Below are 24,211 nucleotides of genomic sequence, written 5' to 3' on the forward strand. Positions count from 1 at the left end.
ATTAAGTTATGTTACAAAAAATCTTTACATATATAGTTTTTCTCTTTGTAGTAAATGTTTTTGCTCAAGAGCTCAATTTACCAGTATTTACACAATATTTGGCAGATAATAATTTTGTTGTTTCCCCAACGTTTGCAGGAATTGGTGATAATGTGAAATTAAGAGCTAATGGATTGACTCAATGGGTTGGTATTAAAGGAGCTCCCGATAATCAATCTTTTTATGGAGATGTAAGAATTGCCGATAGAACAGGAGTGGGACTGTCTTTATACAATGATAGAAATGGCAATACCATTCAAACAGGTGCTAAATTTTCTTTTGCACATCACTTGGTATTAGATTATTACTCTAAAATGTATTTGTCTTTCGGAATTTCATACAACATGAACAATTTTAGAATTGATACTCAGAATTTCACCAATAACGGAAATCCAAATTATCAATTTGATCCGCCAACTGACCCTAGGCGTACTACTAATCATAATTTTGATATAGGAGCTCTTTACAGGCTTAAAGGTTTCTTTTTAAGCTTAAACCTAAATAACGTTTTAGATAAAGATTTTGATTCATCAGAGCGTGTTTTTGAGCCGAATCTCCTTTTGAATTACCAAATTTATTCGGGATACACTTTTAGAGGAACCATACATAAAAGAAACCGATTGGAATTTGAACCTTCCATTTTCTATCAAATGTTTACCAGTGATAAGCGTTCTGCTACTGATATAAATTTTAAGTTCAGAAAATATGGTAGAAACGACGATTATTTTTGGGGTGGTATCTCTTACCGTTTTCTGAATGACCAGTTTCTAAAACCTTTAAACATAGGCCCTATGGTTGGTTTTAAAAAATCACTTTTCTATTTTGGGTATGCTTACCAGATAACTACAAATGATTTGTCTGGTTACAACTCTGGAACACACGTGGTTACTGTAGGTATTGACTTTTTACAAGGTATTAGTAATTGTCCGTGCACACAAAGTGTAACACGCAGTGATATGAAATAGGCTTATTATAAGAATAATTACTAAATATCAAGGTCTATATTTAAAGCAAATTTAAAGTATACTGAATTCATTTTTTATCTTAAATAGAATATATTTGTTAGGATATTAAGCCTGACAATATGATTGCTACGGAAACTACTACAAACACTTACATAAACAGAGAAATAAGCTGGTTGCAATTTAATGCAAGAGTTTTACAAGAAGCCGATGATGAAAGAGTTCCATTAATTGAAAGATTACGATTTTTAGGTATTTTCTCAAACAATTTAGACGAGTTTTTTAAGGTGCGTTATGCTACTGTAAAGCGCATTGTAGAAGCGGGAAAAGAAGGTAAGAACCAATTAGGAGGAATTGCAGCAGCAGAATTACTTGAGATTATTACTCAAATTGTAATTGAGCAACAAGCAGAGAGTATTAGGGTGTTAAATGACATTGACTATAAGTTAAAGAAAGAAAATATTTTTGTCATTGATGAAACCGAAGTAGATAGTAGTCAGCATGATTTCATTAAAGATTATTTCTTTCAAAATGTAAGTTCAGAGTTGGTAACTATTATCCTAAACGATTTAGTGCAGTTACCCAATTTAAAGGATACCGCAGCATATTTAGCCGTTAAAATGCAAATGCAGGATGGGGCTAAACAATTTGCTTTGATTGAGATTCCTAAGGGTATTGATCGTTTTGTTGTGTTACCCAAACAAAATGGATATAGTTATATCATCATGTATGATGACCTATTAAGGTATTGCCTAAGCGATATTTTTAGCAATTTTGAATATGAAACCATCTCTGCACATATGATTAAAATCACAAGAGATGCAGAATTAGATTTTGATGGTGATTTAAGTAAAAGTTTTATTGAAAAAATCTCTGATAGTGTCAAGCATCGTGAAGTAGGTGACCCTGTACGTTTTGTCTATGATGAAACCATTGATAAAGATACACTACAGTATCTTATGGAAAAAATGGGTGTTGATAATACTGACAGTATAATACCTGGTGGGCGTTATCATAACCGAAGAGATTATATGAGTTTTCCTAGTTTAGGAAGAACAGATTTAATGTATGATAGAATAGAAGGCTTACAGGTAAAAGGTCTAAGTCTAAAAACAAGTCTTTTCAAAGCTATAAAAGAAAAAGACTATATGGTACATGCACCTTATCACACCTTTTCATACATAGTAAAATTTTTACGTGAGGCCGCTTTAGACCCCAAAGTAAGTACTATTAAAATAACCATTTATAGACTAGCAGAAATATCGCATGTAGCCAGTGCCTTAATAAATGCCGCTATTAATGGTAAAGCAGTTACAGTATCTATTGAGTTGAGAGCTAGGTTTGATGAAAGGGCCAATATATACTACGCTGAACAAATGAAAAAAGAAGGTATAAACCTTATATTTGGTGTACCTGGTTTAAAAGTTCACAGTAAAATGTGTGTTATTGAGCGTGAGGAAGGGAAGAAAATAAGACGATATGGCTTTATAAGTACCGGTAATTTTAACGAATCTACTGCTAAAATTTATACAGATTTTACGTTGTTTACATATAATCAAGCTATTCTAAAAGAGGTTAATAAAATTTTTAATTTCTTTGATACCAACTACCGGGTATATTCATACAAGCATTTAATAGTTTCACCACATTACACAGAGAACAGGATTTTTAAACTAATTGATGAACAAATAAAGTTAAGTAAGAAGGGCAAAGACGGATACATTAGAGTTAAAATGAATAGTATCTCAAATTATGCCATGGTTGATAAACTTTACGAAGCCAGTAATGCGGGTGTTAAAATAGATATGATTGTACGTGGTATATGTTGTTTAATACCAGGTATTGAAGGTATGAGCGAGAACATCACAGTTATTAGTATAGTAGACAAGTTTTTAGAACACCCTAGAATTTATATGTTTGGTAAAGATGAAGATGTTAAAATATACATATCTTCTGCAGATTGGATGACAAGGAATATTCACAATAGAGTAGAAGTGAGTTGTCCAATTTATGACCCAGAAATCAAGCAAGAAATAATAGATACATTTAATATTTGTTGGAGTGATAATGTAAAAGCTAGACTGATAAATACAGATAATGAAAACGAATATAAAACAGACAATAATCGTAAAGTAAGATCACAAATTGCTATCTATGATTATTATCTAGATAAGCTCAAAGATTAATATGCTTTCAATTAAAAAATATGCTGCCATTGATATTGGTTCCAATGCTGTTAGATTATTAATTTCAAATGTAATTGAAGAAAAAGGTAAGCCCGTAAGGTTTAAAAAGAATTCTTTAGTAAGGGTACCTATTCGCTTAGGTGCTGATGTTTTTATAAAGCAGCGAATTTCAAAAGAAAATACTAAAAGAATGTTAGATACCATGCTAGCATTCAAATTACTCATGCAATCGCATAAAGTAGTTAAGTATAAGGCTTGTGCAACATCTGCGATGCGTGAGTCTAAAAATGGTAAAGCTATTGTTGATGCGGTTTTAGAGCATGCTAACATAAACATAGATATTATAGGGGGCGAAGAAGAGGCTGCTATAATTGCAGCTACAGATTTAAATAAATATATAGATCCGGAAAAGACATACTTATATGTAGATGTTGGTGGGGGAAGTACAGAATTTACGGTGATTCATAGAGGAAATCAAATAACATCAAAATCTTTTAAAATAGGTACTGTTAGGTTGCTCAATGATATGGTTCTAAAGGAAACATGGCAAGAGCTGCAGGAATGGATTGAATCTAATGCAAAGCAATATTCTAAAATATCTGTTTTAGGTTCAGGCGGGAATATTAATAAAATATTTAAAATCTCTGGTAAAGCCTTGGGAAAACCACTATCATATTTTTATATGACATCCTATTATAATACGCTGCAAACGTATTCTTATGAGGAGAGAATAACAGAGTTAGATTTAAATCAAGATAGGGCAGATGTTATTATTCCAGCTATGAGAATTTATCTTTCTGCAATGAAATGGAGTGGCTCAAAAAACATATATGTACCCAAAATAGGGCTCGCAGATGGTATTATAAAGAGTATATATTATGATACTGTTTCTAGTAATACACAGTAAAATTATGCACTTCATCTTTTAAATAACTCTAATTTATTGAAAAAATATATCTTCGTTGTAAGAATGTTTGCTATAAAATAAACCCAAACCTATTAATTATGAAAAAAACATTACTCTTAACCGTACTTATTGGTCTAGCTACTCTTTACGGGTTTTCTCAAGACACAAAATTTGGAGTTCGTGCTGGTTTAAATATCTCTAACATGGATTTTAAACCTGATGCTACTTTTAGTAATAAACACAGAAACGGTTTTATGATTGGTTTCTTTAGTGAATTAAGATTAGCTAAAGGCGTTGCTTTTGCTCCTGAACTTCAGTTTTCATCTGAAGGAGGTAAGGAAGAATCTATAAGAATAGATTATATTCAGGTTCCTGCATTTTTTAAATTTAAATTAAGTGATAAATTGCATATTGGTGCAGGTCCTCAAGTAGGAATTAAAGTGCACGAATACGAAGATGGATTTAAAAACTTTGGATACTCAGCCATAGGTGGGATAGAATTTAAAATATCCCATCAATTATTTGTGGATGCTAGGTACACTTATGGACTTGTAAATGTTTTAGACGATATTGAAAGTTTTGAAGCCATAAATACGAAAATCCAGTTCGGATTTGGTTATAAATTTTAACCGTGAACGGTTTCTTTTTTTCCTAAATTAGACATAATTTTAGCTTCATATTCAAGAAGTTGTTGCCATTTGGTGTCAACTTCTTTTTTATTTCCATATTGTCTGGCAAAACCTAAAAACATGGTATAGTGGTTGGCTTCGCTTACCATTAACTTTCTATAAAACTCAGCTAATTCTTTATCTTCTAATGCTTCTGAAAGTAACCTGAAGCGCTCGCAACTTCTGGCTTCAATTAAAGCGGCATAAAGTAATCTGTGTACTAATTGTGTAGTTCTACTACCACCTTTTGGGAAAAACTTCATTAACTCAATAACATATTCATCTTTTCGGTCTCTTCCTAAAACCCAGCCGCGTTCTAAAATTTTATCATGAACCATTTTAAAATGACTTATTTCTTCTTTGACCAAAGCCACCATTTCCTGAACCAATTCGGTGTATTCAGGGAAACTAACAATCAAGGAAATAGCTGTACTGGTAGCTTTTTGCTCGCAAAAGGCATGATCTGTTAAAATTTCTTCAATGTTCTTTTCAACAATATTAACCCACCTTGGGTCTGTTGGTAATTTAAGTCCTAACATAGTTCATGTGGTTTTTTAAACATCCAAATTAAAAGCTTTCTTTAATAACTCTATATTAGGGTTTTTCTCTTTAAGTTTTTCAAACTTTTCAATAGGCGTATAGGCGTATTGTTTTTCCATGACTTCATTAACAGTAATGGCAAGGTCTATATCAAAGTTATTGAGTGATTTTCTTATAAACCCTAATAAATCGTACTGATTGCGTTCAATTTCCAATTTATTTGTTTCAGTTGGAAATTCAAGATGAATGGTGGTTTCTTTAAGTTTAGGTTTATCTATAGATAAAATAGAAGCCAAATTTCGTTTTCCAGACTTTTGCAAGTTTTCAATATAGGTATTCCAGACTTTTAAGAGTTCACGCTCTGTAAAATCGTCTTTAGGCAAGTCTTCTTCGTCAATAACCACGTTCATTTGCCTTATTTGGTGCTCCTTTTTTGTTTTTAAGCTACTTAATGAGAGACCAGATTTGCGCTTTGTTTCTTGTTTTAAAATAATTTTTGGAGGTTCTTTAACTTGAAAAGCTTCAACAGTTTTAGCAACTGGTTCAATAGGATTAACTATTGCTTGTTCCGTTTCATCAGAAACCTCATTGGACTCTTGTTTTTTCGGCACAGAAACCACAACAGGAGTGATGCCTTTGTTTTTAAAATAGGAAGGCGGTATTATGTAATGTCTGCTATTTTTTTTTTCTCCATCAAAAGTGATAGAGGCAAGTTGCATAAGACAAAGTTCAACCAACAAACGTTGATTTTTACTGCTTTTGTATTTGAGATCACAATCATTGGCCAAATGTATACCTTGTATTAAAAAATCTCTGGTAGCCTTTCTAGACTGTTCCAAATATTTTTGTTTGGTCTGGTCACCAACTTCTAAAAGCGCAATAGTATTTTCTGTTTTACTTACCAATAAATCTCTAAAATGAGATGCTAAACCAGCAATGTAATGGTGGCCATCAAAGCCTTTAGAAAGTGTATTATTAAAAAGAAGCAGTAATTCTGGTATTTTATTTTGTAGTATTAAATCAGTACTTTCAAAATAGGTTTCATAATCCAGTACATTTAAATTCTCTGTTACCGCTTGTCTGGTTAAATTTTTACCAGAAAAGCTAACAACTCTATCAAAAATGGAAAGCGCATCTCTCATAGCGCCATCTGCTTTTTGTGCAATAATATGAAGGGCGTCATCTTCGGCACTAACACCTTGCTCTTCGGCAATATACTGTAAGTACGCTTTAGCATCTTTAACCGTAATTCGTTTAAAATCGAAAATCTGGCACCGCGATAAAATGGTTGGTATAATTTTATGCTTTTCAGTAGTTGCTAAAATAAAAATACAGTGTTTTGGTGGTTCTTCTAAGGTTTTTAAAAAGGCATTAAAGGCAGCTTGTGATAACATGTGTACCTCATCTATAATGTACACCTTGTATTTTCCAACCTGGGGCGGAATTCTAACTTGGTCTGTTAGATTTCTAATATCATCAACAGAGTTGTTTGACGCTGCATCTAGCTCAAAAATATTAAACGCAAAGTCCTCATCTGTTTCTGTACCATCACTGTTAATCATTTTGGCCAATATACGGGCACAGGTAGTTTTACCAACACCTCTGGGACCCGTAAACAGTAAAGCCTGTGCCAAATGATTATTTTCAATGGCATTTAAGAGCGTATTGGTAATAGCCTGTTGGCCAACAACATCCTTAAAGGTTTGTGGTCTGTACTTTCTGGCTGATACTACAAAGTGCTCCATTGAAATTTACGTAAGCTTGAGTGATTTTCAATATAAAATTGTACTTAGACTACGCTAAGTAGAACTAACGAAAATCAGTAAATTTTAGCTAACATGTTTCTCGATACGTTTTGAATGTATTCGAAACATTCGAAATGACATTTTAACTGTAACAAAGTTAAAAATTCGTCTTAAAATTTAGAATTTTGAACATACTATTTAATAAGAGTTATTAACAAATAGATGTTATTGATTACTATATTTAGTTGTTGATTTTGTAAAAAATTTCAACTACTTTCGTTTAACAGCCGATAAAAGCAATTGAAACTGATTTTATCTTATAGTTAAACGAACCTTTTCAAACATAACCGGTCTATTCAATAACTTAACGCAACAAATCTAAACTTCTAGATATTTAAATTTAAGTTTAAACAGGGTATACGGGTAAGTGCGTTAAGGATTGTAGTGAAAAGCCCACAGCGCCGTAAGGAGCGCGGACTTGTAACGAAAAGCCTGACCCCGATTTTAAGAGGGGTAACGCCAAAACATTTATTTGTTTAGATTTTAATAGTATTGTATTGTACCTTTGCATGTAAGTAGATTGCCTTATCGCTACTATTTTATAGTAGAGGAAAGTCCGAACACCGTAGTGCATTATAGTGGTTAATGGCCACCAGTTGTGAAACTAGGAAAAGTGCAACAGAAAGTATGTACAGGTAATGCTGTAGTGAAATCAGGTAAACTCTATATGGTGCAATGTCATGTATACCAGCGTCCCGATAGCAATCGGGAAAGGGTTGCACGCCCAATGTTGGAGGGTAGACAGCTAAAGTGTATTGGCAACAATGCATTGAGATAAATGATAGGGTATTTTTGTTCTTCTTTCAGGGAATCCTGAAACAAGTTCAGGATGAACAGAATTCGGCTTATAGATTTACTTAGAAATAATAAACCCTTCTTAAATAGAAGGGTTTATCTGTTAAAATGGGTTGGTTTCTATTCTTCTTTGGGAGCATATGATAAATCTCTTCTAATCTCTCCAGTTACTTCTTCCATTTTTGTGGCATAATCCATAACCTTTTTAAAGGTTTCAAATCTGTCCGGCCCCAATAATTCTTCATTTGTTTTTTGTTTGTTTGCAGAATCTATAGCATCTTTGCTAGACATGGCTACCATATAATAGCTTTCCATAGCACCAAATCCTGTTCTGTAAACTCTATAATGGCTTTTAGAGCCCTTGGCGGCAAACATTTCTTTTACGGCTTTCATACCTTCCCTAACGTTCTTACCATTTTTTGGTTTGTAGTAGATGAAATAATAATCTCTATAATCTTGTCCTTCTTGAGTTTGTGAAATACCATCTGGCATATAGGTTAATTCTTCATCTAACACAATGATATAGTCTCCATGAGAACCATAGCATTGATCAAATTTTTTAAACATTTCACTAAATTTATCTCCCATGGCCTTAGCCATATCGGCAAAGGGACGTTCATCTAAATCAGCAAAATTTTCCATGGGTGAAACGTATAAATACCGCATATCATCCATAGTGGCACATAACCATGTTGTTTGAGGATTATGTTCTACACACGCAGCATGAAATTCCTTGGCTATTTTCTCATAATCCCAAATTTTTGATGGCATTACATTGTCTTGGTGCACCTGATAATACTTTTGTGCATAGCTTATGTTGCAGAAAAAGCATAAAGTACAAATTAGTAAAAGCGTTTTTTTAATTGTTTTCATAATTTATAAGGTTATTGATTAGTTGTTATTATACTTTAGGTGGGCTTATACCTAATTGGCTATAGATGGCTTGGTTATCGAAAAAGGCTTCCTCACTTACAAATTGACCTTCATTGTTTAGTGTCCATACACTAAAACCAGGAACTTTAATTTTTTTTCCGGTTGCGGCATTGCCCATAAAATCACCATTATGAGTTCCCGTAACCGTCCAATTAATATACACTTTATTGTCTGCAATATCTACAGTGCTTACATGAACTTTAAAGTCTGGAAAAGCAGTAACAAATACGCTCATAAAGCTTTCATATTCATCAATACTTTTAATATCAACAACACCGTTGGATGCTCTGGTAAGGTTTGGCACAGACAAAGCTTTAAGATTGGCAATGTTATGAGTATTCCAACCATCTACAACTTTATTCACGGCATCTGTAATTGCTTTTTCATCTGCAGGTAGATTATTATAAGCTTGTAAGTCTTGCATGGCATCTACATACTCTGATAGGTTATAATAAGCATATTCCTGAACGATTTTGCCATCTACAAATTCTGATGTAATATGAACTGGGATACTAATTTCTTTTCCATTTGCTTTCAATTTACCTCTCCAGGTATTCCAATAGTTTACCCAAGTTTTATTGTTTTTGTCAACTACCATTTCGCTAACGGCATTTTCCTTACTAAAAGCATAGGAGGAAAGTGTAGAAAGCATGTCTTTCATTCCTGCCATGGTTTCATCTGGAGAATTACCCTTGTTTGAATTGTGAAAGATTTTTGCAGTGTCGGCATAATGACTTTTCCAAGTATCCCAATCTTGGGCTTCATAGGCGGCAACACCCGCTTTAAAGGTTTCTAATTCAGGAGAAGCATTAAAGTAATTCTGTGGTTGATTTTGGCAAGCAATAAATAAAATCATCGCTAGGCCAAGTACTAAAAGTTTTTTCATTGGTTAGTGTTTTAGTTAATTAATAGCATCCATAACCAAAGTAAAATTCATCTCAGAAATACTGAAATAAACTATTAAGATAAGAAGATAAATTTAGGGTGCTATCTTAAGGAGAACTCTAATATACTGAAAAAAAGGTAATTATTGAAGATGGTGCTACGTTTTGTTTGTTTCAAAAAAACTAAAAACATTTCCGCCATAACTTTTGGAGTAACTAAAGTGATGTAATTTGGATAAATTTGTATGTTTTGAATGCTCAATAATTAATAGCCCACTTTCTGTTATTAGTTTATTACTGAAAACTAAATCTGGTATAGCAGAAAACTGTTCGAAAGTAAAATTATAAGGAGGGTCTGCAAAGATAATATCAGACTTTATTGTAGTCTTTTCTAAAAATTTGAAGACATCACTTTTTATTGTTTGAATGGGCATTTCAAACATTTCAGCAGTTTTATTTATAAACTTTACACAGTTAAAATTTTGATCCACACAAATGATATTTTGTGTTCCTCTAGAAGCAAATTCATAACTAATATTACCAGTGCCAGCAAACAAATCTAAGACGGCAACATCTTCAAAATAGTAAAGGTTATTTAGAATATTAAACAACGATTCTTTTGCCATATCTGTAGTTGGACGTACAGGAAGATTTTTGGGAGCTGTAATCTTTCTTCTTTTGTATATACCTGATATTATTCGCATTAAAAACTTTTAATTAAAGCAAAATTTGAATATTTAGATTTGGGTAGTTCAGAATATTTGAATACATCATTTCTGTTACCAAATTCAACATGCCGCACATATCTGTAAGTAATTTTGTAAAATTCATCATCTTTATTAATATCACCTATAAATACAAGATTGAATACTTCTGGATTTAAGTTTAGTTGCTCTGCAGTAAACAAAATATAATAAATAAAATCTTCTTTAGTAACGTATTCAAACGTATTGTAAAATAATAATTTAGATTTATCTACAATTATGAGTTCTATATGGTTTAAACTTACATTTACATAAAATTTTGTGCTTTCGGAGTTCTTTTCCAATTGAAGAATTGACTCAATTAAAATGCATGAAATATGCATAAAGGTAAATTCTCCGTACTTATCATATAAATAGTTGTTAATATTAATATAGGGCACGTATACGCATATACTATCGTTCAAAGCGATATGGTCATACGTTATAAAATCAGACTTTAAAATCTTAGAGTTAAATTTTAAATAATCGGCTAAAGCAACGTCATTAAATAAAGATTTAGGTACTAGTGTAGACAAGTCGTTGTCATGAATAACATGTACTTTACTAAAATTTGTTTGAAGTGCATGTTCTGAATTAAATATCCCTTTTAATTGATCTAATAACTCTAGAGGATTTAGTTTTTTTTCAAAACTAATTTGTTTTAGATTAGTTATCGTGTTAGTATTTCTTTCTAGGATACAAAAAGAAAGTCCATTCAAACTTATTTGAATGGACAGTTCTAAATTAGTTAGTTTATTTATAGTGTTGTTACTACTCGTTATCGCCATAAGTTTTAGGCCAATTTCCAGATGTATTAACCTCATCCATTGATCCAACTTTTAAGGCATCTCCGTTTACACCATCAACCGATACAACTTGGTTCTCTTGAACCAATAAATCGGGGTTTTGGTCATGTAAAATAACATTCTTTTTTACAGAGGCTTCAAAAACAGGAATATTAATACCATTTTGCTCCAAATAGCCTGCTTGTAGTTTAAATTTCTCTCCAGCTTTACCAATAGGTACATTCATCATGGTTTTATACCTGTCAGAATTTTTAAATAATGAATCTTTAATAGGAACAAATCCTAAAGTATCAATAATAACAATATCTTTAAAGGTATCTACTTGATATAATTTAGTTAAGGCATCATCAATGATACTAGAATCTCTTCTTTGTGTTATTGTAAATTCTGCAGTATCTATGAACTTTACTAAACCATCAAAATCTTTGGCAAATTTGCCAGTTACGGTCTTGTGTGCTAACTGTGCATCTCTAATATCAATTAAACTTTCAATTATTTGTGCATAACGCTTTTTCTTTACCTTATTAAATTTAATAGGCTCGTAAATAGACATGTAAGTTTGATAGCCTAAAAAAGCAATTAATAACCAAAGGGCTATGGTTAAAAAAGGTTTAGCTTTAGCTGGTACAAATTTGTCTATTAATTTAACTAATACTATTGTTAGTACAATAACACCAACTGCAATAAGGATAAATGTTAACATTGTTATTTTTTAATTAAAAGTTATCAAAGGTCTTTCGCAAATCTACAATTTTTTTTTAATCGTTAAAACACCCAGCTAATAAAAATCATTTCTATATTTGAATAATTTATTTTTTGTTAAATCCTTAATGACGCCTCCAGAATTTTATTCTCTTATAAAACAGCAATTTCCGTTTCAACCCACATTAAAACAGGATATTGTTCTACAGCAGCTGTCAGATTTTATTTTTAGTAAATCTCCTAATGCTATATACATTTTAAAAGGATATGCTGGTACGGGTAAAACTACAATCATTAGCTCTATTGTCACTAATTTATGGAAAGCTAAAAAGAGTGCTGTTTTAATGGCTCCAACAGGTAGAGCTGCCAAGGTAATTGCAAACTATTCCAAAAAAGAGGCATTTACTATTCATAAAAAAATATACTTCCCTAAGAAAGAGAAAAATGGTGGAGTAAAATTTGTTTTACAACCTAATAAGCATAAGGATACTATTTTTATTGTTGATGAGGCCTCTATGATTCCAGATACTCCAGGGGAATCCAAGCTTTTTGAAAACGGGTCCTTACTAGATGACTTAATGCAGTATGTGTATTCAGGTCATAAATGTAAACTGCTTTTAATTGGAGATACCGCTCAATTACCACCTGTTAAGTTAGATTTAAGCCCTGCATTAAATGAAAATTCTATTAGTTTAAATTACAACAAAGAAGTTAGTAAAATGGAACTAGACGAGGTTGTAAGGCAAGAATATGATTCGGGTATTTTAGTTAATGCTACTGTTTTAAGAGAAGCTCTTTCTAGTGAGGAACAGAATTACTTTAAGTTTGATTTAAATGGGTTTACAGATATTGTTAGACTTATTGACGGTCATGAAATCATGGACGCTATTAATGGGGCTTATTCAGATTTAGGAAACGAAGAAACTACCATTATAGTTAGGAGCAATAAAAGGGCAAATTTATACAACCAGCAAATACGAAGTAGGATTCTTTTTAATGAAAATGAATTGTCTACAGGCGATTATTTAATGGTGGTAAAGAATAACTATTTTTGGATTAAACCTACTACTGAAGCAGGTTTTATTGCTAATGGTGATATTATTGAAGTTTTAGAAATCTTTAGTATAGAAGAACTTTATGGTTTTAGATTTGCATCTGTAAAAATTAGGATGGTTGATTATCCTAGAATGCGTCCTTTTGAAACCGTTTTGCTTTTAGATACCATAAATGCAGAAACTCCTTCTTTATCTTATGAAGACTCAAACAGACTTTATCAAGAAGTGGCTAAAGACTTTGAAACCGAAACGAGTAATTATCGTAGGTTTTTAAAAATTAAAAGTAGTAAGCATTTCAATGCATTACAAGTAAAATTCTCTTATGCTATTACATGCCATAAATCTCAAGGTGGGCAATGGCACACTGTTTTTGTAGAGCAACCTTACTTGCCAAATGGAATTGACAAAGAATATTTACGATGGCTTTATACCGCAATTACAAGAGCCAAAGAAAAATTGTATCTTATTGGTTTTAAAGACGATTTTTTTGAAGTGTAAATTATTAGTTCTTCCTTGAAATAATTATTTATTTTTGATTGCAAATTGATTAATAGTTTATGAAATAAGCCCTAATAACTAAATGCACATAATCATAAAAATGTCTTTTGGCGAATTACCTCTGAGCCTATGAAAAACAATAAAAATTAGTAGATGAAAATAATTTCAATGATTCCCGCACGCTATAATGCTTCTAGATTTCCTGGGAAACTTATGCAAGATTTGAATGGTAAATCGGTGATTTTACGAACGTATGAGGCCACTGTGGGAACCAATTTATTTGATGAGGTTTTTGTTGTGACAGATAATGATATTATCTACAATGAAATTGTAAACAATGGCGGAAAAGCTATTATGAGTGTAAAACAACATGATTGTGGTAGTGATAGAATAGCTGAGGCTGTTGCAAACATGGACATTGATGTGGTCATTAATGTTCAAGGTGATGAACCTTTCACCGATAAAGAGTCGCTATCAAAATTAATTCAGGTTTTCAAAGCCGATGATAAAGGCGAAGTAGATTTAGCATCATTAATGGTTCATATTACAGATGCTGACGAGGTTAAAAATCCCAATACGGTTAAAGTAATCATAGACCAATCAAACTTCGCTTTGTATTTTTCCAGAAGCCCTATACCATATTTACGAGATGAAAGCGTTAAGGTAAAGTATTATAAACACAAAGGCGTTTATGCTTTTAGAAAGCAGGCTATTTTAGACTTTTCTAGATTACCAATGAAAACTTTAGAAGCTGCTGAAAAATTAGAACAGCTACGATATTTAGAATATGGGAAACGAATTAAAATGGTTGAAACTAATGTACAAGGTATTGAAATTGATACCCCAGAAGATTTAGAGCGAGCCAAAAAAGCTTGGAAATAGCTTGCATAAGTTCTCTTTTGGAAACTTAAATTTTGCTAATGAGTGATTATAAAAATATAAAAGTTATAGGTTTTGATGCCGACGATACCTTATGGGTAAACGAAACTTATTTTAGAGAAGCAGAGGAAACCTTTTGTAAGTTGTTATCTGAATACGAAACGCCAAATAAAATAGATCAAGAGCTATTTAAAATAGAAATAGCCAATTTAGAACTTTATGGTTATGGTGTTAAAGCTTTTATACTATCTATGGTACAATCTGCTTTAGAGCTTTCAAATTATAATGTGCCTCATAAAACCATTGAAAACATATTGAATATTGGTAAAGATATGTTAAACAAACCAGTAGAGTTATTAGATGGCGTAGAAGAGGTTTTAAAATTACTTTCAAAAAAGTATCGGTTAATTTTAGCAACTAAAGGAGATTTGCTAGACCAAGAAAGAAAACTAGAAAAGTCTGGATTAACAAGTTATTTTCATCATATTGAAGTATTAAGTGATAAAAAAGAGGTTAACTATTCAAGGTTACTTAGTCATTTAGATATTGAGCCTTCTCAGTTTTTAATGATTGGGAACTCGCTTAAGTCTGATGTATTACCATTAATCAACTTAAATGCGCATGCTATTCACGTACCATTTCATACCACTTGGGTTCATGAGCAAGTAAGCGATAAAGAAACTAATGGAAAAAAGTATAAAACAATAAAAAGTTTAAGAGAGCTTCTTAAACTATTAGATTAAAATTAAAAACTAAGATGTTGAAGTTTTAAGAAAGTTCAACATGATTTAAACCTGTAAAGATTAAAATAATTTTATTTTTACATCTCGAAAAAGAATCGAAATAAATGAGTTATAAAAACTTTCCCATGGTGCCAAGAGTTATTTTTGGCAGAGGTAGTTTCAATCAGTTAAGCGATATATTAACCCCAAAACGTTTAGGCATAAATGCCCCGTTTATATTTTTAGTAGATGATGTTTTTAAGTCTAATTCATGGCTAACCTCAAGAATACCATTGTCTTATGAAGATATAATTATTTACATATCTGCAGCAGAAGAACCTAAAACAGATCAAATTGATATATTGGTAGAAGAGATTATTGTAAATTCCAAAGAAAGACCATCTGGAATTATTGGTATAGGTGGTGGAACACTATTAGATATAGCCAAAGCCGTTTCAATTATGCTTACCAATGAAGGAAAGGCAGAAGATTACCAAGGGTGGGATTTGGTTAAAAATGAAGCTATTTATCACGTAGGCATTCCAACCATTTCAGGTACAGGTGCTGAAGTTTCTAGAACCACTGTTCTTACAGGACCTGAACGTAAACTAGGAATAAATTCAGATTTTACACCTTTTGATCAAGTTGTTTTAGATTCTGAACTTACAAAAGATGTACCAAAAAACCAGTGGTTTTATACGGGTATGGATTGCTATATTCACTGCATTGAGTCACTTCAAGGCACTTACTTAAATGCGTTTAGTCAAAGTTATGGTGACATGGCCTTAGAGCTTTGTAAGGAAATATTTTTAGGAGATGATTTAACTAATATAGAAGCTCAAGAAAAACTCATGATGGCCTCATGGCATGGGGGTATGAGTATAGTGTATTCTCAGGTTGGTGTAGCACACGCTATGAGTTATGGATTGTCTTATTTGTTAGGAACTAAGCATGGTATTGGTAATTGTATTGTTTTTAATCATTTAGATGAATTTTATCCAGAAGGTGTGAAGCTTTTTAAGGAAATGAAAGTGAAGCATGATATTTTGCTACCGCAAGGTATTTGTACCGATTTGAGTGATAAAGAGTTTGATATAATGATTGATGTAGCATTAAATTTAGTACCACTTTGGGAGAATGCCCTAGGAAAGAATTGGAAGAAAACAATTACCAGAAAAAAGCTTAAGTTACTGTATAAAAAAATGTAATATGCAATGGCTTGCTAAATTTATTTATCACAAAATTTTAGGTTGGAAAGTTGTTGGAAACACTAACCTGTCAAAAGATAATATAAAAAAAGCGGTCATTATTGCTGCGCCTCACACTAGTTGGCATGATTTCTACATAGGTATTCTTTTACGTTCGGTTTTGGGCGTTAAAACAAATTTTATTGGAAAAAAGAGTTTATTCAATTTTCCCTTTGGTTGGTTTTTTAGAGCGCTAGGAGGTACACCTGTTAATAGGTTCTCCAGTGAGAATAAAGTCAAGGAAATAGTAAAAATTTTTAATGAAAGAGACGAATTTAGATTAGGAATGTCTCCCGAGGGAACCAGAAAAAAAACAGATAAATGGCGAACAGGGTTTTATTACATAGCTAAAGAGGCTAACGTACCAATCATTATGTTTACTTTAGATTTTGAAAATAAGCAAAACAGCATATCTAAACCATTTTATCCAACTGATGATATAGAAGCAGATTTTAAATTTATAAAAGCCTTTTTTAAAGGGGTAAAAGGTAAAATTCCTGAGTATTCATGACATCATGAATTTTATTTAAGATTGGCACAGAAATTGCAAACAAATTAGTGTATTAGTAAATGAAACATAAAGTAAACAATATTTGTCCCTAAAAAGAAACATCAACTTATACACTTAAAAATAAAAAAAGCTATTTCACATTGAAATAGCTTTTTTCTTCACTATAAATATCTTTGTTTTACTTAATTTCTGTTAAGGCATTATCAATTAAAGTTCTTAAATGTTGCTTATGTGCCTTAGATGCTGTATTTCCTGAAGGAGCAGCCATAGTTCTTATTCGTTTTAAATTATATAGTGCCATAGATTTAGAATTGTAACTAAATCTGTCTTTTTGCTTTCCAGTTAGCATGTCAATTAATCGATTGGTATATTCAAGTTGTAAATTTTGTCTAAAGGTATTTACATTACCATAAATATCGGCACTAAAAATGGCTGTATTTAAATCACTCATGAACTGTGGTAACGTATATTTATTTCCATAAAGTTCAGAATCTGTAATACGCTGTAATGTATTTGGATGAAGTATATGGTCTAAAACACTTTTTTGTGCTCTGAGCACTAGGTTATGTATTTTGGGGTCTTCGGGTGCACTTGCCAGATTCGAACCACGCCTTTGTCTTGCTAAATAGTTGTATAAATTATTTGGTGCATCAAAAGCCTTAGGCGCAAAAGCATAATCTTTTAAAGCTTTCATAGCCCTTTTTTGATCATCTAAACTTACAGGAGTATAGGGTTGAGTAGCGGCTTTTTGACCTGCCATAGCTCTGTCCACATAAACACCGCCTATGTATCTTGAAATAATATTTAAACCTAAAGCTTTTTGAGTATTTAACACAAAATATACATTTCTTAGTTCCTGATATGATTTACCTTCTGTTATGAAGTTATCTTTTGAAGTTTTCATTAAATCACTAGCAATCTCTATTCTATCTATTGAATATTGAATCGCATCGTTGGATTGATCCCAAGTATTTACTCTAGGATCGATGGCTTTTCCAGGAGAACGCATATCATCAGCATCATTACCAAAAATTAACTCGGGTTCTGTTGATCTATTTAAAAGCGCTTCTCTTTCGGTATCTGTTTTAAAAGGTGTGTATCCAAACTGAATAGCCCAAATATCATAAGGGCCAACAGACATGTCGTCATACTGCCCTTGTTTGCTTCTATCTCTGGTAACATTTAATAATGTATAATCCATTACAGAGGCCGTTAAACATTTGCCTGCAATAAAATCAGGATTGGAAAGCTGTTGAGGAGAAAATAATTGACTGGCTTTAAAATTATGGTATAACCCAAGCGTATGACCAATTTCATGCATTACTAATCCGGTGATAACTTCTTTTTCTATCTGGTTTAGTTCTAAATAGGAACCACCAAAGGCAGAAGCAACAATTTTGGCAAATATGACATTTTCTTGTAAAGATTCAGTATAATTACACTCCAAATGGTCATTATTATGGTTTTTTTCAACTAAATCATTTGATAATGAAGACATACCAAAAACCTTGTCTATAAAAACCATATTTGAGAACGTGGAATATTCTAGCATAACATCAGCCCCCAAAATTTGACCTGTTCGTGGATTTACAAACGAAGGACCATAACCTCCAAAGGGTGGTTGAGGAGAAGAGGTCCAGCGCAGTACGTTATAACGTATGTCACCAGCATCCCAATCGGCATCATCAGGTTGTTGCTTTACTACAATGGCATTTTTAAAACCAGCTTTTTCAAAGGCTTTGTTCCATTGTAAGACGGCGTCTTTTATGGTTTCTCTCCATTCATGAGGTGTTGTGTTTTCCATCCACCAAACTATGGGTTCAACAGGCTCTGAAATATCGGCTTCTGGATTTTTTTTCTTTAGATACCATCTCTGGATCAAGTCCCTATAAGGGGTAACACTTGTTGATGTTTTATTATCAATTTCCGTAATAAAAAAACCAACTCTAGGGTCATCAAATCTGGGCTCATAATCATTTTCAGGCATTGCAATAAGGCTATGAAACACTTTTATACTTACATTTCTCCCGTCGGCTAAGGCATTAGAACCACCATTTAAAGTTGAAGGATTTGAATACACATATTCTACTTTTAAATTTGTGTTTTTTGGGTAATTTTTTATACTATTTATTTTTGTTTTGTTCTTATCCAAAACGCCAAGTTTGAAGGACATAGGTGAAGTTCCGGGAGTCGATGGCTGTTTTATTCTTGAAAAAGTTTCTTGCAAAAAAAGATCATCAGCTTTAATAAGATAGAGCTCTTTATTATCATCCATTGCTTCAATTTTAATACTGGCTAAAACACCATTGCTTACATTCGTGTTTGCAGATTTTGAAACAGGGTTATTTGGATCGTAGTAAAATGAGGTGTTTTGTGCAATAAACTCTATTTTGTTAAAGTATTTTTCTATTTTAAAAATCTTCTCTTCTTTGTATTGACCTTTTATTATTCTACCAGCATCTAGAACTCCATTTGCTATCTGACTGAAATAAATAAATTCTTTTCCAATTTGATCTTTAGAAATTAGCATTTGAAGTGACCCATTTACAGTGTCTTGATATATAGTGAAAAGACCTTCTATCTTTTTACTTTTTTTCACCAAATCAGCAATCGTTTTTTCTTTTGGTGCTTTTGGTTTTGCAGCCACTGCAGTTACTTCATCTTTTTTCTTTTTATTCTTTTTCTTTTGTGCTTCTATATTTTGAGGCATTAAAAAAGCCATTAAAATAACGGCTGTTAAAAAGAATCTGATCTTTATGAATAATCTAAAATACATGTGATTTACATTAAATTTGAATAAGAATAAATCATTTTTAAATGATAGCTAATGTAATTAAAACCCTAATAAATTAATACAATAAAATGTTAAAGTGTTATGTTTGGTAAGCAAATCAGGGTGTTTTAAGCTACTTTATAGATAGGTGAGTTCTATAAGTATTAATTAATATAGGTAATCTAACACATTACAATATTTCTTATCAAATAAGGGGAATTTATATAAATTAACTTGAAAGGCGTATTATTCTGAAAGTTCTTGCATAGTATGATATACATTTTGCACATCATCATCTTCTTCAAGTTTTTCTAGAAGCTTTTCAACATCTGCAACCTTTTCTGCTTCCAAGGGTTTTGTAACTTGAGGAATGCGTTCAAATCCAGATGAAAGTATTTCAATATTGTTAGCTTCTAGATACGATTGAATCTTACCAAAGCTTTCAAAAGGGGCGTAAACCATAACGCTATTTAATTCATTTCCGTCAGCATCTTCATCGGTATCTTCAAATATTTCCTCAACACCAAAATCTATGAGTTCTAGTTCTAATTCTTCTAAATCTAAATTATCACCTTTAATTTTGAAGTTACAAGTATGGTCAAACATAAAAACTACAGATCCTGAAGTTCCTAAACTGCCATCACATTTATTAAAATAACTACGTACGTTGGCAACAGTGCGCGTATTGTTGTCGGTGGCTGTTTCAACTAAAATCGCAATTCCATGCGGTGCGTACCCTTCAAAAATAACTTCTTTATAATCGCCTTGACTTTTATCGGAAGCACGTTTAATGGCACGTTCAATATTGTCTTTTGGCATATTAACAGACTTTGCATTCTGTATAACAGCACGTAAACGGGAATTACTATCTGGATCAGGGCCGCCTTCTTTTACAGCCATTACAATATCTTTACCTATACGAGTAAAGGCTTTACTCATAGCAGACCAGCGCTTCATTTTTCTTGCTTTTCTAAACTCAAAAGCTCTTCCCATAATTTGTTAAGTTATTTGTTGTTAAGTTGAAATTGATATAGCCACAAAAATATAAAATCTATACAGATAATTAATCTAAGACAACGTTATAATTGAAACCGAATAGAATAGATTATTCAACGGGTTCTACTATAGTTTCAATGGCTTCAGCCAATTCAAAATCTTTATGAGTTACACCACCAGCATCATGTGTTGAAAGTGAGATGGTTAATACGTTGTAAACGTTAGTCCAGTTAGGGTGGTGGTTTAAGGCCTCACATTCAAAAGCAATGCGGCTCATAGCGCTAAAGCAATCCCTAAAGTTTTCAAACTCAAATTCAGCATGAATGGCATTGTCAAAGTATTCCCAGTCAGGAAAATGCAATAGTTTTTTTTCTATGTCTTGTTCAGATAATTTGCTCATCTATTTATTTTTTTTAAAAATAATGAATATTAATATTTGAATCAATTAATTTTTAAGGCTTCCAAAATGTGACCACTATCCATTTGCAGATGCTTTGGTAGTGTATTAGTTTTTGGTAACACTGCCAAATAACGTTCTTCATTTGTAGTATAAACCCGTTTGTATATGGCTTTTTGATGTGTAAGTGTTTCAATTATTTCTTTGATAAAATCGTCATGATGAACCAAATCGTTGCTACCCAAATGAAATACTCCAGACTTATTTCTGTTAATTATATAGTGAATTTGTTGCGTTAATTTATCATCAGAAGTTACATTCATAACTAGATTAGGAAACACCTCAACAGGTTCTCCATCTTTTATGTTTTTAAGAATTTCTTTTACTCTTGGTGATTGTGCACCAAAAACCATAGGTAACCTTAGTATTGCTACCTGTTTTTTAGGTAGGCGTAATAACATATTTTCTATTTTTATTTTGAAATGCCCGTATATACTATTACTAAGGGTTTTATCATTTTCATAACTAGGGTATTTGCTATAAGCATCAAAAACGTTGGCAGAAGACAGGAATATGAGCTTTACCTTCTTAGCAAAAACATATTCTGAAAGGTGTTGATGTAAAAGCACTTGCTTTGAAAAATCTCCTCTCAAAGCAGAAATAATTATTGTGGGTTTTATGATATCAAGAATTTCGTAAATATCATCTTCCTCAAAATTATATTGAAAAAAATGATGGTTTTTTTCAAAGAGATTATTAGAAACACAGTATGTACCAAAGGTTTTAAAGTAGGAGCAGAGTTCTTTGTATAGGGCGTTACCTAAAAAGCCACTAGCTCCCAAAATTAAAATGCTATGTTTACTTTCTTTCTCCTCCTGCTTCATTTAAATAAAATTTTCAACCTTTATAAAAAGGCAACTTAACCACCGTTGCAGGAATTACTTTTTTTCTAATTTGAATATTAATTTTACTGCCAATTTCAGAAAGAGTGGTTGGAACATAACCTAAACCAATACCTTTACCAAGGCTAGGAGACATTGTGCCAGAGGTAACGCGGCCAATTTTATTGCCATCACTATCAACAATATCATAATCTTTGCGTGGAATACCTCGGTCATCCAATTCAAAAGCTATAAGCTTATTTTCTGGCCCGCGACGTTTTTCATCTTCTAAAGCTTTAGAATTAGTGAATTTTTTAGTGAATTTGGTTATCCAACCCAATCCAGCTTCAATGGGTGATGTAGTGTCATCAATGTCATTTCCGTACAGGCAATATCCCATTTCTAGTCGTAGGGTATCACGAGCTGCCAAGCCTATTGGTTTGATACCATAATTGGCTCCAGCTTCAAAAACTTTATCCCATATCTGTTGTACTTCGCTGTTTTTACAGTATATTTCAAAGCCACCGCTTCCGGTATAACCAGTGGCAGAAATAATAACATGGGCAATGCCTGCAAAATCACCAACTATAAAATTGTAAAATTTAATAGCTGCTAAATCATGGTTGCTTAAACTTTGCATAGCTTCAACGGCTTTAGGGCCTTGGATGGCAAGTAAGGAATAATCATCACTTAAATTTCGCATAGTGGCACTAAAATCATTTTTTGAAGAAATCCAATTCCAGTCTTTTTCAATATTACTAGCATTAACTACCAATAAGTAGGTGTTTTCTTTAACTCTGTAAATAATTAAATCATCAACAATACCACCTGTTTCATTAGGCATACAACTATATTGTGCTTTACCAATGGTGAGTTTTGATGCATCATTGCTACTCACTTTCTGAATTAAATCTAATGCTTGATCACCTTCAATTAGAAATTCACCCATGTGAGATACGTCAAATACTCCAACAGCATTTCTAACAGTTTCATGTTCTATATTTACACCCTCGTATTGTACAGGCATATTAAAACCTGCAAAAGGCACCATTTTAGCACCTAAAGCTTTATGTGTTGTTGTTAAAGCTGTATTTTTCATTCAACAGGTATTTTTAGTTCTTTTAGCCGTTTATGTTTTTTTAAATAGTTTAGTTTTATTTCAAACATGGGCAAATTTATGTAAAAAAGCATTATTCACCAGCATAAAAAAAAAAGCTGTCGTAAATGACAGCTTTAATAATTTGACAAGAAATATTTTCTACTAGATTTTGATAATTTTTTTCACAAATTTATTAATGGGGTCCATGCTTGTAATAAAATAAACACCACTACTTAGTTCACTAATATCTATTGTTTTACTAGATGATGAGTATTTTACTTTTTTCACAGTTACTCCATAGGTATTTGTAATAGATATTGTACCTCCAACATTAGGTAGGTTACTAAGGTTTAAAATATTTTTAGTTGGATTAGGGCTCACTTTTATATTATTGGTTTTTGAGAATTCATCCGTAGATAACGCATTAAAACAAGAAGATTCGTTGTTATTTAGGTTGAAAGCATTGCTATCGCTAACATTGGTTCTGCGAAGTACCATTTTATCCATAAAAAAGAAACTAGAACGAGCATCAATAATAACAGAATAGTTTCCTGGGGTATCAAACGTTGCCCATATAAATCTTTGGGAAACTCCATTAAATTTGGAGTTAGTTACAAACCCCCAACGATTTTCAATGGGTCCAGTAGGGGATCTGTTCATAAAAGCTTTAATATAGCCATTTACTTTAGCATCATCAGGACAACCTCTATCAGGATTAGAATTACAGGTGGGGATGGGTTCAATAGCACTTGCATTAGGATCACCATTTTGTGTCATGTACCAATCATCTGCCACTATTCTTAACCAGGCATCATTATGTTCTCCACTTAAGGTTCCCGTGCCTATTCTACCTCTCCAAGCAAAACGATATGTGCCTGTAGTGTTAATTTTAATATTATAGGTTATTTGCGCGTTTGACAGTGCATTAAAGGATTGTGGCCCATCCCAGTAGATGAAAGTAATAGTCGATCCAGAAAGATTAGGGTCAGCCTCACTTCCTGTTTTCCAATTAGTTCCAGTAGGTAAATTACCCGATTCCATTTCAATGGTTAACAAGCCGTTTTGCTCCTCAAAAGGTAATGTGCCATCACAAGTAGATGTTTGTGCTGAAAGGTTCAAACTAAAGATGAAAGCTATACAAAACAGTGTAGTTCTAAGGGTGGTTTTTCTCATAACTTATATT

At 32.4% G+C, this 24,211-nt stretch carries 22 protein-coding genes and 1 other RNA gene; 10 read left to right on the forward strand and 13 right to left on the reverse strand.

Features of this window, described 5'->3' with window-relative positions; genetic code table 11:
- The first annotated feature begins 8 nt into the window (after positions 1-8).
- The 4 genes from E1J38_RS08260 (at position 9) to E1J38_RS08275 (ending at position 4,723) form a co-directional block, all read left to right on the forward strand.
- Complete coding sequence (locus E1J38_RS08260; RefSeq protein ID WP_133355566.1) at positions 9-1,004, forward strand: PorP/SprF family type IX secretion system membrane protein; 996 nt, start codon at positions 9-11, stop codon at positions 1,002-1,004.
- A gap of 119 nt (positions 1,005-1,123) precedes the next feature.
- Positions 1,124-3,187, forward strand: coding sequence for a polyphosphate kinase 1 (gene ppk1, locus E1J38_RS08265; protein WP_133355567.1), 2,064 nt, complete (start codon positions 1,124-1,126; stop codon positions 3,185-3,187).
- 1 nt (position 3,188) lies between these two features.
- Positions 3,189-4,094 carry a Ppx/GppA phosphatase family protein gene (locus E1J38_RS08270; RefSeq protein WP_133355568.1) on the forward strand — a complete coding sequence of 302 codons (906 nt, stop codon included), beginning with the start codon at positions 3,189-3,191 and terminating at the stop codon, positions 4,092-4,094.
- Positions 4,095-4,192: 98 nt separating this feature from the next.
- Positions 4,193-4,723, forward strand: coding sequence for a porin family protein (locus E1J38_RS08275; protein WP_133355569.1), 531 nt, complete (start codon positions 4,193-4,195; stop codon positions 4,721-4,723).
- Here the strand turns inward: E1J38_RS08275 and E1J38_RS08280 are convergent.
- Both E1J38_RS08280 and dnaX read right to left on the reverse strand, forming a co-directional pair.
- On the reverse strand, positions 4,720-5,301 hold the full coding sequence (locus E1J38_RS08280) for a MiaE family protein (RefSeq protein WP_133355570.1): 582 nt from the start codon (positions 5,299-5,301) through the stop codon (positions 4,720-4,722). The genes E1J38_RS08275 and E1J38_RS08280 overlap by 4 nt on opposite strands.
- A gap of 15 nt (positions 5,302-5,316) precedes the next feature.
- Positions 5,317-7,047, reverse strand: coding sequence for a DNA polymerase III subunit gamma/tau (dnaX, locus tag E1J38_RS08285; protein ID WP_133355571.1), 1,731 nt, complete (start codon positions 7,045-7,047; stop codon positions 5,317-5,319).
- Positions 7,048-7,619: 572 nt separating this feature from the next.
- Between dnaX and rnpB the strand changes: the two genes are divergently transcribed.
- Positions 7,620-7,971: RNase P RNA component class A (gene rnpB / locus E1J38_RS08290), an RNA gene on the forward strand.
- Between the two features lie 51 nt (positions 7,972-8,022).
- Here the strand turns inward: rnpB and E1J38_RS08295 are convergent.
- From E1J38_RS08295 to E1J38_RS08315, 5 genes are all read right to left on the reverse strand, one after another.
- Positions 8,023-8,775, reverse strand: coding sequence for a hypothetical protein (locus E1J38_RS08295; RefSeq protein ID WP_133355572.1), 753 nt, complete (start codon positions 8,773-8,775; stop codon positions 8,023-8,025).
- Positions 8,776-8,803: 28 nt separating this feature from the next.
- On the reverse strand, positions 8,804-9,721 hold the full coding sequence (locus E1J38_RS08300; protein ID WP_133355573.1) for a nuclear transport factor 2 family protein: 918 nt from the start codon (positions 9,719-9,721) through the stop codon (positions 8,804-8,806).
- A 156-nt stretch (positions 9,722-9,877) separates the two neighbouring features.
- Complete coding sequence (gene rsmD / locus E1J38_RS08305; protein WP_133355574.1) at positions 9,878-10,423, reverse strand: 16S rRNA (guanine(966)-N(2))-methyltransferase RsmD; 546 nt, start codon at positions 10,421-10,423, stop codon at positions 9,878-9,880.
- On the reverse strand, positions 10,423-11,250 hold the full coding sequence (locus tag E1J38_RS08310) for a DUF3822 family protein (protein WP_186525839.1): 828 nt from the start codon (positions 11,248-11,250) through the stop codon (positions 10,423-10,425). The genes rsmD and E1J38_RS08310 overlap by 1 nt, the downstream gene beginning before the upstream one ends.
- The gene (locus E1J38_RS08315) at positions 11,234-11,971 is read right to left on the reverse strand and encodes a hypothetical protein (RefSeq protein WP_186525840.1); all 738 of its coding nucleotides are present in this window, start codon (positions 11,969-11,971) and stop codon (positions 11,234-11,236) included. Before E1J38_RS08315 ends, E1J38_RS08310 begins: the two co-directional genes overlap by 17 nt.
- Before the next feature lie 127 nt (positions 11,972-12,098).
- On the opposite strand from E1J38_RS08315, the gene E1J38_RS08320 reads away from it, so the two are divergent.
- The 5 genes from E1J38_RS08320 (at position 12,099) to E1J38_RS08340 (ending at position 16,882) form a co-directional block, all read left to right on the forward strand.
- The gene (locus E1J38_RS08320) at positions 12,099-13,523 is read left to right on the forward strand and encodes an ATP-dependent DNA helicase (protein WP_133355612.1); all 1,425 of its coding nucleotides are present in this window, start codon (positions 12,099-12,101) and stop codon (positions 13,521-13,523) included.
- Positions 13,524-13,676: 153 nt separating this feature from the next.
- A complete protein-coding gene (gene kdsB, locus E1J38_RS08325; protein ID WP_133355575.1) occupies positions 13,677-14,405 on the forward strand; it encodes a 3-deoxy-manno-octulosonate cytidylyltransferase in 729 nt (242 codons plus the stop codon).
- 38 nt (positions 14,406-14,443) lie between these two features.
- Complete coding sequence (locus tag E1J38_RS08330) at positions 14,444-15,145, forward strand: HAD family hydrolase (protein ID WP_133355576.1); 702 nt, start codon at positions 14,444-14,446, stop codon at positions 15,143-15,145.
- Between the two features lie 104 nt (positions 15,146-15,249).
- A complete protein-coding gene (locus tag E1J38_RS08335; protein WP_255449831.1) occupies positions 15,250-16,332 on the forward strand; it encodes an iron-containing alcohol dehydrogenase family protein in 1,083 nt (360 codons plus the stop codon).
- A 1-nt stretch (position 16,333) separates the two neighbouring features.
- On the forward strand, positions 16,334-16,882 hold the full coding sequence (locus E1J38_RS08340; protein WP_133355577.1) for a 1-acyl-sn-glycerol-3-phosphate acyltransferase: 549 nt from the start codon (positions 16,334-16,336) through the stop codon (positions 16,880-16,882).
- A 178-nt stretch (positions 16,883-17,060) separates the two neighbouring features.
- Here E1J38_RS08340 and E1J38_RS08345 read toward each other — a convergent pair whose 3' ends face one another.
- From E1J38_RS08345 to E1J38_RS08370, 6 genes are all read right to left on the reverse strand, one after another.
- Complete coding sequence (locus E1J38_RS08345; RefSeq protein ID WP_222428238.1) at positions 17,061-19,658, reverse strand: zinc-dependent metalloprotease; 2,598 nt, start codon at positions 19,656-19,658, stop codon at positions 17,061-17,063.
- Positions 19,659-19,901: 243 nt separating this feature from the next.
- Positions 19,902-20,648, reverse strand: a complete 747-nt coding sequence (locus E1J38_RS08350) for a YebC/PmpR family DNA-binding transcriptional regulator (RefSeq protein WP_133355578.1) — start codon at positions 20,646-20,648, stop codon at positions 19,902-19,904.
- A 112-nt stretch (positions 20,649-20,760) separates the two neighbouring features.
- Entirely contained in the window at positions 20,761-21,051 is a 291-nt protein-coding gene (locus tag E1J38_RS08355; protein ID WP_133355579.1) for a 4a-hydroxytetrahydrobiopterin dehydratase, read from the reverse strand.
- A 41-nt stretch (positions 21,052-21,092) separates the two neighbouring features.
- Positions 21,093-21,932, reverse strand: coding sequence for a sugar nucleotide-binding protein (locus tag E1J38_RS08360; protein ID WP_133355580.1), 840 nt, complete (start codon positions 21,930-21,932; stop codon positions 21,093-21,095).
- A 13-nt stretch (positions 21,933-21,945) separates the two neighbouring features.
- Entirely contained in the window at positions 21,946-23,028 is a 1,083-nt protein-coding gene (gene gcvT / locus E1J38_RS08365) for a glycine cleavage system aminomethyltransferase GcvT (protein WP_133355581.1), read from the reverse strand.
- 162 nt (positions 23,029-23,190) lie between these two features.
- Positions 23,191-24,201 carry a T9SS type A sorting domain-containing protein gene (locus E1J38_RS08370; protein ID WP_133355582.1) on the reverse strand — a complete coding sequence of 337 codons (1,011 nt, stop codon included), beginning with the start codon at positions 24,199-24,201 and terminating at the stop codon, positions 23,191-23,193.
- Positions 24,202-24,211: the final 10 nt, after the last annotated feature.

Origin of the sequence: Seonamhaeicola sediminis, assembly GCF_004358095.2 — a bacterium.
GTDB lineage: Bacteria > Bacteroidota > Bacteroidia > Flavobacteriales > Flavobacteriaceae > Seonamhaeicola > Seonamhaeicola sediminis.